A 13180-nucleotide genomic window follows, 5' to 3' on the forward strand; every position below is an offset into this window, starting at 1 on the left:
TGGACACGTGAGCGAAACAGCCTTGCCAAAAGATCAAGATCAGCCAGCGCTCGATGCTCCGCTCGACGCCAAGGCGCCGATTGCGCCGCGTCGCGGCAACGGACTGGCGATTGTCGCGCTGTTGTTGGGCGCCGCCGGCGTGGCGGTGGGTGGCTGGGGCGTGTGGCAAGTGCGCCACTTGCAAGCCAACACCCAGCAGCAGTCTGCCCAGGTCCAGACGCTCAATGACCAGGCCCAGAGCCTCAAGCTCAATGAGCAACGCCTGAGTGAGCGCCTGGAGCAGTTGCCCCCGGCTGAAGAATTGGAAGAGCGGCGCCGCCAGGTCGCGCAGTTGCAGGGCGATCAGCAGCGCTTGAACCAGCGCCTGGAAACCGTGCTCGGTGCCAGCCGCAAGGATTGGCGCCTGGCTGAAGCCGAACACTTGTTGCGCCTCGCCAGCCTGCGCCTTTCCGCCCTGCAAGACATCAGCAGCGCCCAGGCATTGGTGCAGGGCGCGGATGAAATCCTGCGCGAGCAAAACGATCCGGGATCGTTCGCCGCACGCGAGCAACTGGCCAGGACTCTCGCCGCGCTGCGCAGCACCGAACAACCGGATCGCACCGGCCTGTTCCTCCAGTTGGGTGCCTTGCGCGACCAGGTACTGCAGCTTTCAGAAGTGGCGCCCGAGTACAAGGATCGCGGTGAATCCCTGTTGGGCCTGACCGCCGATGGCGATGGTGCCAGCCGTTGGGCGCAGTGGTGGGATCAGATCTCCCGCTACATCCGCATCGATTTCAATGCCGATGAAAACGTTCGCCCACTCCTGGCCGGGCAGAGCTTGATGCAGGTGCGCCTGGCCTTGAGCCTGGCGCTGGAGCAGGCGCAATGGGCCGCTCTCAACGGCCAGGCGCCGGTCTACACCCAGGCGTTGGCCGAAGCGCGGGATGTGCTCAAGAACAACTTCAACCAGGACAACCCGCAAAGCAGGATCATGCTCGAGCGCGTCGTCGAGCTGAGCAAGTCGCCGGTCACTGTAGTCACGCCGGACCTGACCGGCACGTTGAGCGCGGTCCAGGCCTACCTTGAACGTCGCAACGTGAATGCCGAAGATTCCGTCAAGCCGATGCCCAAGGCTGGCGGGCAGGAGACCACGCCATGAAACGCCTCTACGTGATTCTGTTCGTGGTCATCGCTGTCGCCGCCGTGCTGGGCGTGGCGATTGCCGAGCATTCGGGTTACGTGCTCGTGGCGTACAAGAACTTTCGTTACGAAGCCGGTCTCTGGGTCACCCTCGCATTGCTGGCTGTGCTCTGGCTGGTATGGCGGGGCGTGAGCGCCTTGATCGGGCTGGTCACCACGTCCACTGGCGTGGTCAATCCGTGGTCGCGCCGCAACCGCAGTCGTCGCGTGCAAGTCGCCATCGAGCACGGCCAGTTGGACCTGGCTGAAGGTCGCTGGGCCAGCGCCCAGCGGCACCTGCACCGTGCGGCCGAAGCCGAGCGCCAACCCTTGTTGTATTACCTCGGTGCCGCCCGTGCGGCCAACGAACAAGGTCTTTATGAGCAAAGCGACAGTTTGCTGGAGCGAGCCCTGGAGCGTCAGCCCCAGGCGGAACTGGCCATCGCGCTGACACACGCTCAGTTGCAGACGGACCGGGGCGACACCGACGGTGCCCTGGATACGCTGCAAGCCATGCATGATCGCCATCCGCATAACGTGCAGGTCCTGCGTCAGTTGCAGCGTTTGCACCAACAGCGCGGTGACTGGTCGGCGGTGATCAGGCTGTTGCCTGAGCTGCGCAAGGACAAGGTGCTGCCCGCCGCCGAACTGGCCGAGCTGGAGCGTCGTGCCTGGGGCGAAAACCTCACCCTGGCGGCACACCGCGAAGCCGATGGGAGCGTCGGCTTGCAGTCGCTCAACCGCGCCTGGCAACAATTGAGTTCCGCACAACGCCAGGAGCCGGCACTGGTGTTGGCCTATGCCGAACAGCTCCGGCAGTTGGGCGCCCAAGTAGAAGCGGAAGACGTGTTGCGCACCGCCCTCAAGCGCCAGTACGACAGTCACCTGGCACGCCTGTACGGCTTGGTTCGCGGTGCGGATCCAACCCGTCAATTGCAGGCGGCAGAGGGCTGGCTCAAGGACCATCCGACGGACCCAAGCCTGCTGTTGACGCTGGGGCGCCTGTGCCTGCAAAACAGTTTGTGGGGCAAGGCCCGGGATTATCTTGAAAGCAGCTTGCGGGCCCAGCGCAACCCCGAGGCTTGCGCCGAGCTTGCGCGGTTGCTGGCGCAACTGGGGGATGCGGAGCGTAGCAACCAGCTCTTCCAGGAGGGGTTGGGGTTGTTGGACGAGCGTTTGCTTGCAGCACCCCTGCCAGTTCCGGCGCAGGTCGTTTAAGCAGCAATCTAGTCGCTGTAGCGACGGTATTGTGCTGCCTTCGGTAAAGTCCTACAGCTAACTGCGCCAAGTCCCGTTGTGTCTGTCGGGAATTCCCTACACCTTTGGTGAAGTGTCCGCACGGGCCTGCCTTGAAAGGCCCGACGGCTTTCCTCTACCGTAACAGCTTGTCTCTTCTGTTACGGAACCGCCATGTCTTTGGCCAGCTCACGCTTCTTGTTTCTCATGGCTTCCATTGCCGCAGCCCTGGCTCTGGGTATCGCCAGTTACCTGGAATATGCGGTCGGCCTGACCCCGTGCAGCTTGTGCATTTTGCAGCGGTTATGCCTGACGATTTTCCTGGTGAATTGCCTTGGGGCTTGCGTGCACGGTCCTGGCCGAAAGGGCAGTGTTGTCTATGCCACCGCAGGGGTGGTATTCGCGTCCGCAGGGTTGATGCTGGCGTGGCGTCAGGTCTTGGTGCAGAGCGCTTCGGTTGAGGGTTTGCCTGACTGCGTTGCCCGGTTGAAGGGAGCGGATTCGTGGTGGCATGCGATGAGCCATGTGCTTGAGGGCGCTATCGACTGCACAAGTGTCACTTGGACGTTATTCGATCTGAGCCTGCCCGAGTGGAGCCTGCTGTTTTTTCTTGTCCTGGCCATTTCGATGGCCTACCTGCTGTTGCGCCTGGCCTGGGATGCCCTGGTCCGCCCTTTCAGCGACCAGACGTCGCAGTTGGTCAGGGTGCTGGATTAAACACTTGTATGAACTTTATCTCCTGCGTACCTTGAAGCGGTTGTCGTGCGGGCATAATCTGGCCCGCACGTATCATTGGAATTGTGCCACTCGATCATGTTGTACCTGGCGTGTTCCTGGTCATCCAGGTGTGTTTCAGGCTGCGAGGGGCATGACTCAGAAGGGAAGAAATCACCATGCTCGAAAGTTGTCAGAATGCTCAGGAACGCTGGGGTGGGGTGCATCTGCTGATCGACCGCTGGTTGCAGGAGCGTCACGAACTGGTTCGGGCCTATGATGCTCTCGGCGCCAAGCCTGAAGCCCTGAGCGAAAGCCGCAAACCCTTGCAGGATTTCTGCGGTGTGCTGGTCGACTATGTGTCTGCCGGTCATTTCGAGATATACGAACAACTGACGGGCGAGGCCAAGGCCTTCAACGACAAGCGTGGCCTGGAGTTGGCCGACACGATTTATCCGCGCATCGACGTCATCACCGAAAAATTGCTGGCCTTCAATGATCTCTGCGACGAAGGCAAATGCGTGGCGGAAAAATTCAAGGAGCTGGGTGGCTTGCTCCACGAGCGTTTCGAGCTGGAAGACTGCCTGATCGAAGTGTTGCACAACGCCCATAAGGAAGAGGCTGCGGTCCAGGCTTGAGGGATTCGCGGTAAACGAAAAACGGTGCGCATTGCGCACCGTTTTTTTTTGCTTCAGGTCGTCGCGCCGAGCAATTCGATTTCAAACACCAGTGGCGTGAAAGGCGGAATCACATCCCCTGCACCTTCGGCACCGTAGGCCAGCGCCGACGGAATCACCAACCGCCATTTCGCACCCACCGGCATCTGCGGCAACGCACTGCGCCAGCCGTCGATCACGCTATCGAGGTTGAACCACTGCGCTTGATGGTTGGAGTCGAATACCGTGCCGTCCGGCAACCGACCGACATACAGCACCTGGACCTTGCCGTGAGGGCCGGCTTTGCTGCCGTTGCCGGGCTTGAGTTCGGTCAGCAGGATCCCATCCGGCAGTTGTTGCACACCCGGCCGGCTTTTTTCATCGTTGAGAAATTTCTGCTCGGTCTTCAACGCCACTTGGGTCTCGGGTGATGCCGATTGCGCGGTCAGTTGCGCCTGGTGTTCGGCCAGGATCTGTTCGATGCGCTCGTCCTTCAGGGCCAGCGGCTTACCGAGATAGGCCTGTTGCAGGCCTTCGACCAAGGCGTGTATCTGCAAGTCGGGCACGTCTTGGCGCAAGCGTTCGCCAAGGCTCGCGCCGAGGCTGTAGGCCAAGTCGTGGGCATCGTTTGCGTTGGTTTTCTCCGCGGCCTGCGCCATAGGGAAGACCAAGCAAAAGAGTAGAAAAAGGTGACGCGACATGTGTGCTTACTCCGGCCTCGATTCGAGGGATTATGCCAGTGTCGATATCTGTGCAAGCGCATGGCCGTGGCAATGCCGCAGAAGATTTTTTGCGACTTGCAACGCAACGCCTTGTGTAGTGTCAACATGCCCTAGCGGCGGTTGCAGCAGAGGTCTAGTATGAGCCGCACTCACGTCAGTCAGGAGGTAAACCATGTCGGCCACCAAGAAGCCTGTAAACACTCCGTTGCACTTGCTCCAACAACTGTCGGGCAGCTTGCTCGAGCATCTGGAAAATGCCTGCTCCCAAGCTCTGGCTGATGCTGAAAAATTGCTCGCCAAGCTGGAAAAACAACGCGGCAAGGCGCAGGAAAAACTGCACAAGTCGCGCACCAAACTGCAAGACGCGGCAACCGCTGGCAAGGCCAAGGCACAAGCCAAGGCAAAAGACGCCGTGAAAGAACTTGAAGACCTGCTCGACTCCCTGAAGGATCGTCAGTCCGAAACCCGCGCCTACATCCTGCAGCTCAAGCGTGACGCACAGGAAAGCCTGAAACTGGCCCAGGGTGTCGGTCGCGTCCAGGAAGCCGTAGGCAAGGCACTGAGCCTTCGTGCTGCGAAGCCTGCCGCTGTATCGGCCAAGAAACCCGTGGCTAAACCTGCCGCTGCAAAAACGCCAGCCAAGGCGCCCGTCAAGCCAGCCGCCAAGGCTGGGGCAAAAGCTGCCAGCAAGCCAGCTGCCAAACCTGCTGTTAAAAAACCGGTTGCTGCCAGTGCAGTAAAACCAGCGGCGAGCAAGCCGGCCGTCAAGACGGCGGCCAAGCCTGCTGCGAAAGCCACGGCTGCGAAACCTGCTGTCGCCAAACCCGCTGCAAAAGTCGCCGCCAAGCCAGCCGCCAAAACCGCTGCTGCCAAGCCCGTCGCGACGAAGACCGCCGCTGCCAAACCTGCCACTAAAGCCGTTGCCAAACCAGTTGCTGCGAAGCCTGCAGCAGCCAAGTCAACTGCGGCAAAAACCGCTGCGGCCAAACCAGCGACCAAGCCTGCAGCGAAATCGGCAGCCAAGCCAGCTGCAGCCAAAGCGCCTGCCAAGGTTGCGGCGAAACCTGCTGCGAAACCAGCAGCAGCCAAACCAGCAGCAGTGAAACCTGCGGCGGCCAAACCAGTAACGGCCAAGCCGGCCGCTGCCAAACCCACCACAAAACCAGCAGCGACCAAGCCTGCCGTGAAAAAGCCTGCCGCTGCAAAACCAGCGACTGCTCCGGTTGCCAAGCCTGCCGCGCCAGCGCCAGCGCCTGCGCCTACGGCGACTCCCGCGCCAACGGCCAGCACGCCGGCACCGGCTGTGAATCCGAGCGTTACCGCGGCATCGGGCAGCACTCCACCCCGCGCTTCCTAAGTGTCGGACACCGCGACGCGCAGCTGATGCAGCGCGTCGTGGTGAAGGCGGCCGGCGTTTCCCGCCACGCTTTGCAACCATTGACCCGCGCCCGCTTGTCGTTCCTTCGGCCAGTCCTTGGTCACTGTCTCCAATTGCTCGAGTAGTTGCCGCTCGGCTTCCAGCTCCAGTCGCTTGATCTGCTCGCGCAGGCCATTGAGCCTTGCATCCTCCAGGGCAGCCTCTTTCCATTGAATGCGCAGCGCCCGCAATGGCTGTACAACCTGTTCATCCCACGGTTCCGCCAGGTTCCGAAGTTGCTCCAGCCGCTGTTCATCGAACGTCACGCCACGCTGTTCCAGCCATAGCCCGCAGAGCAGCAGGCAGACATTTGCGCCGGCTGCCTGTAGCGCCAGGCATGCGGGCTCCACGCCAGGCTTGGCGTAGAGGTCGAGGGAAAAGCTCCACAGATCAGAGGACATCGTGCTACTCGCGCCAGTTGCGAGCGAAGCTGGTAGACTCCGCCGCCATTATGATTCGACTTCAGAACCTGACTTTACAGCGTGGCCCGCAACGTCTGCTAGAAGACGCCGAGCTGACCCTGCACGCCGGCCACAAAGCCGGCCTCATCGGTGCCAACGGCGCCGGCAAATCGAGCCTGTTCGCCTTGCTGCGTGGCGAGCTGCACCCGGACTCCGGCGATTGCTTCCTGCCGGCCGATTGGCGCATCGCCCACATGCGCCAGGAGGTCGATACCCTCGAACGCCTGGCGGTGGATTACGTGCTTGACGGTGACGTGCGCCTGCGTCAAGTCCAGCGTGACCTGGCCGCAGCCGAAGCCGCGCATGATGGGGGCGCCCAAGCCCGCCTGCACGCCGAGCTCGACAGTGCCGACGGTTACACCGCCGACGCCCGCGCTCGTAAATTGCTGGCCGGCCTGGGCTTCACCAACGAACAGATGGACCGTCAGGTCGGGGATTTCTCCGGCGGCTGGCGGATGCGCCTGAACCTGGCGCAAGCCCTGATGTGCCCGTCGGACTTGCTGTTGCTCGACGAACCGACCAACCACTTGGATCTCGACGCCATTATCTGGCTCGAAGACTGGCTCAAGGGCTATCCCGGCACGCTGCTGCTGATCTCCCACGACCGAGATTTCCTCGACGCCGTGGTCGATCACGTCGCCCATGTCGACCAGCGCAAGCTCACCTTGTATCGCGGCGGCTACAGTGCCTTCGAGCGGGCTCGGGCCGAGCGCCTGGCGCAGCAACAACAAGCCTACGAGAAGCAGCAGGCGCAGCGCGCGCACATGGAAAGCTACATCGCTCGCTTCAAGGCCCAGGCCACCAAAGCCCGCCAGGCGCAGAGCCGGATCAAGGCGCTGGAGCGGATGGAAGAGCTGTCGGCGGCCCATGTCGATTCGCCATTCGATTTTGTCTTCCGCGAGTCGTCGAAGATTTCCAGCCCACTGATCGACCTGTCCGATGCGCGACTGGGCTATGGCGACAAAACCGTGCTGGAGAAGGTCAAGTTGCAACTGACGCCCGGCGCGCGGATCGGTCTGCTGGGGCCTAACGGTGCCGGTAAATCGACCTTGATCAAGAATCTGTCAGGCGAGCTTGAGCCCTTGGCCGGGCGCCTGACACGCGGTGAAAACACCGTGGTCGGCTATTTCGCCCAGCATCAGTTGGATTCCCTCGACGCCAAGGCCAGCCCATTGCTACACCTGCAGCGCCTGGCCCCGACCGAGCGCGAGCAGACGCTGAAGGATTTCCTCGGCGGTTTTGATTTCCGCGGGGCGCGTATCGACGAACCGGTGCTGAACTTCTCCGGTGGTGAAAAGGCTCGCCTGGCGCTGGCGTTGATCGCCTGGGGCCGGCCGAACCTGCTGCTGCTCGACGAACCGACCAACCACCTGGACCTGGAAATGCGCCTGGCGCTGACCATGGCGTTGCAGGAGTTCAGCGGTGCGGTACTGGTGGTGTCCCACGACCGGCATTTGCTCAAGAGCACCACTGACAACTTCTTCCTGGTCGCGGACGGTAAAGTCGAAGAGTTCGACGGTGACCTTGAAGACTATGCGCGCTGGCTGGTGGACTATCGCCAGCGCAACGCACCGGTCAGCACCACGCCGGTCAATCCGGACAAGACCGACAAGAAAGCCCAGCGTCAGGCCGCCGCGGCGTTGCGTCAGCAACTGGCGCCACACAAGCGCGAGGCCGACAAGCTCGAGGCCGAGTTGGGCAAGCTCCATGAAAAACTTCAGAAAATCGAAACCAGCCTGGGTGACAGTGGTCTCTACGAGGCAGCGCGCAAAGATGAGCTGCGTGACTTGCTGGCTGAGCAGGCCAGGCTGAAGGTTCGGGAAGCGGAGCTTGAGGAGGCGTGGATGCAGGCCCTGGAGTTGCTGGAAAACTTGCAAGCGGAGCTGGAGGCGCTGTCCTGATGGAAGCGTTGTCCTTGCCCATACCTGTCATGTGGATCGAGCCGATCTGGCTCGGTGTGCAAGTCCTGCTGATCTTGCTGGTAGGTTACGTGGCCCAGCGTTTCGTGGCGCGTGCGCTCACGGGCCTGGGTGAGCGCTACCCGCTGCCGCCCCAGTTGGTCATCATCCTGCGCGGTGTGCTGCGCTGGTTGATCATGGGCAGCGCCGTGCTGGTGGCACTGGAGCGCCTGGGCGTTTCGGCCACGGTTCTGTGGACGGCCCTGTCGGGGTTCGTTGCCGTGGCGGCGGTGGCCTTCTTCGCCATCTGGAGCGTGTTGTCGAACCTGCTGTGCGCCATTCTGATCTACACCGTCGGGCCGTTCCGCCTCGGTGACGTGGTCGAGCTGGTGGAAGCCACCGACAAGCCAGGCATCAAGGGCCGGGTGGTGGCGATCAATCTGCTCTACACAACGTTGATCGAACCCGAGGAGCTCGGGACCGGAAGCTCAATGGTGCAAGTGCCCAATACGTTGTTCTTCCAGCGCTCGGTCCGCCGTTGGCGCGGCAGCGAAGCGTTTCCGGTTGGCGGGTTCGTCGAATAGCCTTATTTGCTGGTGCACGAAAAAATCGGTGGTTATCCCAACGGCGGCGCATTAGCTTATTCGTTTCGACGGATCCGAGCTGAGGTGTGCAATGTTGCTAGAAACGTGGCTGGCGTTCTTCGCCGCTTGTTGGGTTATCAGTCTTTCGCCGGGCGCCGGGGCCATTGCCTCGATGTCCAGTGGCCTGCAGTACGGCTTCTGGCGTGGCTACTGGAATGCCTTGGGCCTGCAATTGGGCCTGGCGTTGCAGATCGCGATCGTCGCGGCAGGCGTCGGCGCGATCCTCACCGCTTCGGCCACCGCGTTTTACGCCATCAAATGGTTCGGCGTGGCCTATCTGGTCTACCTGGGTATCAAGCAATGGCGGGCGATCCCCGGTGATCTCAGCGACGATGCAGCCGTTCGGCCCATCGGCAAGCCCCTGGCACTGGTGTTCCGCGGTTTCCTGGTGAACATCAGCAACCCCAAGGCCCTGGTGTTCATGCTCGCCGTGTTGCCGCAATTCATCGATCCCCACGCCCCCTTGGTCAAGCAGTACCTGATCCTGGGCGTGACAATGGTTTGCGTCGACCTGATTGTCATGGCCGGCTACACCGGGCTGGCGTCCAGGGTGCTGCGTCTGTTGCGTACCCCTAAGCAGCAACGGCGGATGAACCGGACCTTTGCCGGGCTGTTCATTGGCGCGGCGGGTTTGCTGGCGACGATTCGCAAGGCTGCGGTGTAGTCAAAGCCTGTATCAGAACGCTTCTGTGGCGAGGGGATTCATCCCCGTTCGAGTGCGCAGCGCTCGCAGAATGTCTGGGGCTGCTTCGCACCCCAACGGGGATGAATCCCCTCGCCACAAAAAGCACCCCCAACGATGTTGATCAGCGCAGGATCACCGGCGCCGTATCCCCCGGCAGGCTGTTGCGCTGCACAGGTTCGCCGGCCTGTTCACGGATCGGGCCGCCGAGCTGTTCGCTCAACTGCTGCACCACGTCTTCCCCCAGCGCCTTGGAAACTTCGCGCACGACCCGTGGACGATTGAGGCTGATGTGCACGTCCCGGTGGTTCATCAGCTTGGTGTCCTGGCCTTCGCCCATGGCGGTAAAGGCCGAGGTGATTTCAAAGGTCTTGGTATTGATCAGGCTGAAATCCGCCACCAACGTCAGGGCAAGCACCGCCGAGTAGCTGTCGGCAGTGCCCAGCTCGTTGATGTCGCGGGTGAAATCGATGTCCGACACGGTGCCGAACAGCACGTAGTCGGCGCCCTTGAAGTTCCCCGCCTTGATCCGCTTGATCACGTCGTAGACGTCGCCCTTCGACGATGCGGTATATGGCGTGCCCTGCACCAACTGGAACATCCCGCTGCGCAGGATCTCGCCCTTGATATCACCGGTGAACTTGCGCAGCTCGCCCTGTTCGATGTAGCTGCTGGTGGCCTCCATTTCGTCGTAGCTCGACGAGGCGCTGGCGGCGTATCCGTTCGCCTGGAAATTGTTCTGGGCCGAAACCGTGTGGATGTACTCCTCCACACGCTCCTGATAGGCGAGGTCAGTCACCGCGACTCTTGGGGCCGCTTGCGCAGTGAATGCGCAAGCCAGGGCCATCATGCCGATCCATGTGCGCATGGCTTATCGCTCCGTGGTCTTGCGGATTTCTTTTTCGTCCATCCATTCGGCCAGGCCGCTTTCGACGTCGATCAGTTGCAGGCTGAATTTGTAGAAGACGTCCTTGTAGTCTTCGCTGCGCTTGACGATGGAGCTGATGGAGCCCTCGATGCGGTATTTGGCCGCGATCATGTTGCCGGTCTTGGCCACGGTGCTCTTTTTGTACAAGCCGCTCTGGTTCTGCAACTTGAGCTGGTCGACCTGGCTGTCCATGGCGTTGTTGTCACTGGCAAAACGCGCCGCGCCGGTCTTCATCAGCTGGGTCTTGATGCTGGTGGTGATTTCCCGGGTATCGATGTATTCGCTGGTCTTGTTCTTCACGTCATAGACCTGAACCACCGGGCGACCCTGCAGGACGCCGGATTGGGCGAGGGAGCGGGTCATCGACTCGGCGATCATCTGCAGGTCGGTGGAGCCGAATTCATTGGTGACGGTTTCCACGGCCTTGGTGTCGCCATAACTGATGTTCTTGTTGCCCAGTACCGGCGAGTTGTTGGCGCAGCCGCTGACGAGCAGGGCGGCGAGGGCGAGGGAGGAGATGCGTAGGAACATGTGTGGGCTCTCGAAACTGAATAAAGGATAAGGCGTCACTCAAACTTTTGTGGGAGCGAGCTTGCTCGCGATGGCGCAGTACCAGTCGAACCATTCAGGCTGAACGAACGCTATCGCGAGCAAGCTCGCTCCCACAGTTTTTCGCATCTCAAGGGGTATTGATTTCCAAGCGGAAATCCACGGCCTTGGGCGTTGGGGCGATGGCCGGCAGGAAGCGGGTCTGTTCGCCGTACAGCGTCAGGCTTTTCCAGCTTTCCTCTTCTGCGATCGGAAAACCTTCCGGCCCCAGCCAGGCAAAGCGGTAGTACATGTTCTTGTTGTTGAAGCTGGTATTGCTCAACTGCACGTTGACGGTCAGGTAGCCGTTTTCCCGGGCGACGCGCATGGCGCCGACCACGATGTTCTTGGTCTTGCCCATCGCCACGACCTTGCTGGCGGCGCTGCCCGGCTCCGGTGGCGGTGGGGTGGCGCAGCCGGCCAGCAAGGCCAGGGCGCCGACGGCGATCAGTTTTAAACGCATGTGAACAAGACTCCGTTCTTAGGGTTGCTTGAGGGCGATGGCGGTGGGATTGGCGCTCGGGATGACCTGGGCCGCCAGGCCGCCGGCGAAAACCTGGTTGCCCACCGCTCGCAGGGTGATGACCTGATAACGCTGATCGACCTTGACCTTCACCACCGAGCCGCCTACTGCGCTTGGCAAGGTGACCTGGTGCTCACCTTTCTTCAGGCGCAGCCGCACCACTTGGGTGTAGTCCGGCAAGGTGCGCCAGGTCCGGGTGTCGGCCCCTTCGAGCACGGCCGAGGTAATGCCCACGGCCAGGCCGGCCAAGGGATTGGTTTCGTTGATCTGTTTCTGCGCCACGCCACGGCTCACCGCCCGCACGGTTGTGCGCAGGATGATCCCCGGCATGTCATCACGCAGGGCGCGGCGGGACATGGCGGTGGTGCTGTTGAGCTGGGTCAGGTCCAGTTGACGGCCGTCGACGCCGATCTGGGCGAAGGTCGCGGTGGAGGTGTCCGGCTTGATCAGCGGGAACGACAGCGGCGTGATCACCACGTTGCCACTGATGGGCAAGGGCAGCGGGATGCGGATCGAATCCCGGGAGGGCGCCAGGCCGCTCTGCACCACGATCAGGATATCGCTGTCGTCGCCCTTGGCGGCAGGCTTGTCCAGATTGAGCAGGGCCTGCTCCAGCAGCGGGGTGTTGGGACGCAGCTCGGCGGCTTTGCGATAACCCGGCGCAGCCAGGTCTTTCTCGCCCAAGGCTTCATAGACGAAGCCCGCCAAGTAGTGGCTGAACGCGCTCTGGTAGCTGTTCTTCAGGCTGACCACTTCCGGCGCGTCCAGGCTGGCGACCGGATAACCCTTGAGGTCCTTGTATTCGGTCTTGACCCCTTGCTTCTCGGCGTCTTCCTCGCGCTTGAGGTATTCCTTGTCGCGCAGGTCGGCAATCACCGCTTCGCGCTCGTGGGTCTTCTTGATTTGCGTCCGCGCGCCGTCGAAATCATTCACGGCCAGCAGGTTCAGGGCCATCTGCGTAGTGAGCATGACCTTTTCGTAGTCATAGCCCTCGTAGCGCCGGACCTTGTCGTTGACCAGGAAGCTGCCGAACTGCGCGAGGTACTTGGCGGTGTCGAGCTTGACCGCGTCTTCCCATTGTCCGACCTGTTGGTCGGCGCTGGTCCAGGCTGTCTGGCTGCCGGACAGATCACCCTTGGCCCGCAACAGTTCACCCTTTTCGAAGAAATAGAGCAGGTCTTTGTCCTGGCTGGCGTTGTTCTTTTCCAACAGGGTCAATGCGGCGTCGACGTTGCCGGAGGCCAGTTGCTGATTGGTCTGGGCCAGCTCACTGTCGTAGTTGCGGAAGGCTGAACAGCCGGACAGCAAGGTGATCGCACCAAGGGCGACCGAAAAAACGGCACGGGATGCCATGAACATTTCTTCCCTGAATAGCAGCCTGGGTGTGCGGGTCGGGCTGAGGCGATCCACGGACAGGCCTTGGGGGCGCCGTCGGTTCCTCGGAGCGAGGAGCGCTTATGCCGTCTGTTGATAAGAAGGCGGCGCATTATAAACAGCGCTTCGGTCGGAGTAGTGGCTTTTTAATCCCTAAATGATGTTTTTGTGATGTCACC

The 13180-nt window shown here is 61.5% G+C and carries 14 protein-coding genes; 8 read left to right on the forward strand and 6 right to left on the reverse strand.

The features are described 5' to 3' along the window. The first annotated feature begins 7 nt into the window (after positions 1 to 7). The 4 genes from Q7C33_RS04840 (at position 8) to Q7C33_RS04855 (ending at position 3746) form a co-directional block, all read left to right on the forward strand. Positions 8 to 1138 (forward strand): uroporphyrinogen-III C-methyltransferase, encoded by a 1131-nt coding sequence (locus Q7C33_RS04840; protein ID WP_030138191.1) that lies wholly within the window; start codon positions 8 to 10, stop codon positions 1136 to 1138. Next, complete coding sequence (locus Q7C33_RS04845; protein ID WP_030138165.1) at positions 1135 to 2376, forward strand: heme biosynthesis protein HemY; 1242 nt, start codon at positions 1135 to 1137, stop codon at positions 2374 to 2376. Before Q7C33_RS04840 ends, Q7C33_RS04845 begins: the two co-directional genes overlap by 4 nt. Before the next feature lie 192 nt (positions 2377 to 2568). Then, positions 2569 to 3111, forward strand: coding sequence for a disulfide bond formation protein B (locus Q7C33_RS04850; RefSeq protein WP_030138164.1), 543 nt, complete (start codon positions 2569 to 2571; stop codon positions 3109 to 3111). A 176-nt stretch (positions 3112 to 3287) separates the two neighbouring features. Further along, positions 3288 to 3746: an Rsd/AlgQ family anti-sigma factor gene (locus Q7C33_RS04855; RefSeq protein WP_030138163.1), complete on the forward strand. Its 459-nt coding sequence runs from the start codon at positions 3288 to 3290 to the stop codon at positions 3744 to 3746. Between the two features lie 53 nt (positions 3747 to 3799). On the opposite strand, the gene Q7C33_RS04860 is transcribed toward Q7C33_RS04855, so the two are convergent. Then, positions 3800 to 4465, reverse strand: coding sequence for an FKBP-type peptidyl-prolyl cis-trans isomerase (locus Q7C33_RS04860; RefSeq protein ID WP_030138162.1), 666 nt, complete (start codon positions 4463 to 4465; stop codon positions 3800 to 3802). 193 nt (positions 4466 to 4658) lie between these two features. On the opposite strand from Q7C33_RS04860, the gene Q7C33_RS04865 reads away from it, so the two are divergent. Then, positions 4659 to 5843, forward strand: coding sequence for an AlgP family protein (locus Q7C33_RS04865; RefSeq protein ID WP_407682927.1), 1185 nt, complete (start codon positions 4659 to 4661; stop codon positions 5841 to 5843). Here Q7C33_RS04865 and Q7C33_RS04870 read toward each other — a convergent pair. Next, positions 5840 to 6304: a TIGR02444 family protein gene (locus Q7C33_RS04870; RefSeq protein WP_030138160.1), complete on the reverse strand. Its 465-nt coding sequence runs from the start codon at positions 6302 to 6304 to the stop codon at positions 5840 to 5842. The genes Q7C33_RS04865 and Q7C33_RS04870 overlap by 4 nt on opposite strands. A gap of 50 nt (positions 6305 to 6354) precedes the next feature. Here Q7C33_RS04870 and Q7C33_RS04875 point away from each other — a divergent pair, with 50 nt between their 5' ends. The 3 genes from Q7C33_RS04875 (at position 6355) to rhtB (ending at position 9570) form a co-directional block, all read left to right on the forward strand. Next, positions 6355 to 8265, forward strand: coding sequence for an ATP-binding cassette domain-containing protein (locus Q7C33_RS04875; protein ID WP_030138159.1), 1911 nt, complete (start codon positions 6355 to 6357; stop codon positions 8263 to 8265). Further along, on the forward strand, positions 8265 to 8846 hold the full coding sequence (locus Q7C33_RS04880) for a mechanosensitive ion channel family protein (RefSeq protein ID WP_030138158.1): 582 nt from the start codon (positions 8265 to 8267) through the stop codon (positions 8844 to 8846). Before Q7C33_RS04875 ends, Q7C33_RS04880 begins: the two co-directional genes overlap by 1 nt. Positions 8847 to 8937: 91 nt before the next feature. Next, complete coding sequence (rhtB, locus tag Q7C33_RS04885) at positions 8938 to 9570, forward strand: homoserine/homoserine lactone efflux protein (protein ID WP_030138157.1); 633 nt, start codon at positions 8938 to 8940, stop codon at positions 9568 to 9570. Between the two features lie 142 nt (positions 9571 to 9712). Here rhtB and Q7C33_RS04890 read toward each other — a convergent pair whose 3' ends face one another. The 4 genes from Q7C33_RS04890 to Q7C33_RS04905 all read right to left on the reverse strand — a co-directional run bounded on the left by Q7C33_RS04890 (position 9713) and on the right by Q7C33_RS04905 (position 12980). Continuing rightward, positions 9713 to 10456, reverse strand: coding sequence for a penicillin-binding protein activator LpoB (locus tag Q7C33_RS04890; RefSeq protein ID WP_407682928.1), 744 nt, complete (start codon positions 10454 to 10456; stop codon positions 9713 to 9715). Between the two features lie 3 nt (positions 10457 to 10459). Beyond that, positions 10460 to 11047 (reverse strand): penicillin-binding protein activator LpoB, encoded by a 588-nt coding sequence (lpoB, locus tag Q7C33_RS04895; RefSeq protein ID WP_030138155.1) that lies wholly within the window; start codon positions 11045 to 11047, stop codon positions 10460 to 10462. Positions 11048 to 11195: 148 nt separating this feature from the next. After that, the gene (locus tag Q7C33_RS04900; protein ID WP_030138154.1) at positions 11196 to 11567 is read right to left on the reverse strand and encodes a YcfL family protein; all 372 of its coding nucleotides are present in this window, start codon (positions 11565 to 11567) and stop codon (positions 11196 to 11198) included. Between the two features lie 18 nt (positions 11568 to 11585). Next, positions 11586 to 12980, reverse strand: coding sequence for a COG3014 family protein (locus Q7C33_RS04905; protein ID WP_198797524.1), 1395 nt, complete (start codon positions 12978 to 12980; stop codon positions 11586 to 11588). Positions 12981 to 13180 lie beyond the last annotated feature (200 nt).

This window comes from Pseudomonas sp. BP11-1-1 (assembly GCF_052112105.1).
GTDB lineage: Bacteria > Pseudomonadota > Gammaproteobacteria > Pseudomonadales > Pseudomonadaceae > Aquipseudomonas > Aquipseudomonas alvandae.

Coding starts and splice junctions, on each gene's coding strand:
- Q7C33_RS04850 (WP_030138164.1), top strand. CDS start 2,569: ATGTCTTTGGCCAGCTCACGCTTCTTGTTTCTCATGGCTTCCATTGCC.
- rhtB (WP_030138157.1), top strand. CDS start 8,938: ATGTTGCTAGAAACGTGGCTGGCGTTCTTCGCCGCTTGTTGGGTTATC.
- Q7C33_RS04880 (WP_030138158.1), top strand. CDS start 8,265: ATGGAAGCGTTGTCCTTGCCCATACCTGTCATGTGGATCGAGCCGATC.
- Q7C33_RS04875 (WP_030138159.1), top strand. CDS start 6,355: ATGATTCGACTTCAGAACCTGACTTTACAGCGTGGCCCGCAACGTCTG.
- Q7C33_RS04890 (WP_407682928.1), bottom strand. CDS start 10,456: ATGCGCACATGGATCGGCATGATGGCCCTGGCTTGCGCATTCACTGCG.
- Q7C33_RS04905 (WP_198797524.1), bottom strand. CDS start 12,980: ATGGCATCCCGTGCCGTTTTTTCGGTCGCCCTTGGTGCGATCACCTTG.
- lpoB (WP_030138155.1), bottom strand. CDS start 11,047: ATGTTCCTACGCATCTCCTCCCTCGCCCTCGCCGCCCTGCTCGTCAGC.
- Q7C33_RS04870 (WP_030138160.1), bottom strand. CDS start 6,304: ATGTCCTCTGATCTGTGGAGCTTTTCCCTCGACCTCTACGCCAAGCCT.
- Q7C33_RS04855 (WP_030138163.1), top strand. CDS start 3,288: ATGCTCGAAAGTTGTCAGAATGCTCAGGAACGCTGGGGTGGGGTGCAT.
- Q7C33_RS04860 (WP_030138162.1), bottom strand. CDS start 4,465: ATGTCGCGTCACCTTTTTCTACTCTTTTGCTTGGTCTTCCCTATGGCG.
- Q7C33_RS04900 (WP_030138154.1), bottom strand. CDS start 11,567: ATGCGTTTAAAACTGATCGCCGTCGGCGCCCTGGCCTTGCTGGCCGGC.
- Q7C33_RS04845 (WP_030138165.1), top strand. CDS start 1,135: ATGAAACGCCTCTACGTGATTCTGTTCGTGGTCATCGCTGTCGCCGCC.
- Q7C33_RS04865 (WP_407682927.1), top strand. CDS start 4,659: ATGTCGGCCACCAAGAAGCCTGTAAACACTCCGTTGCACTTGCTCCAA.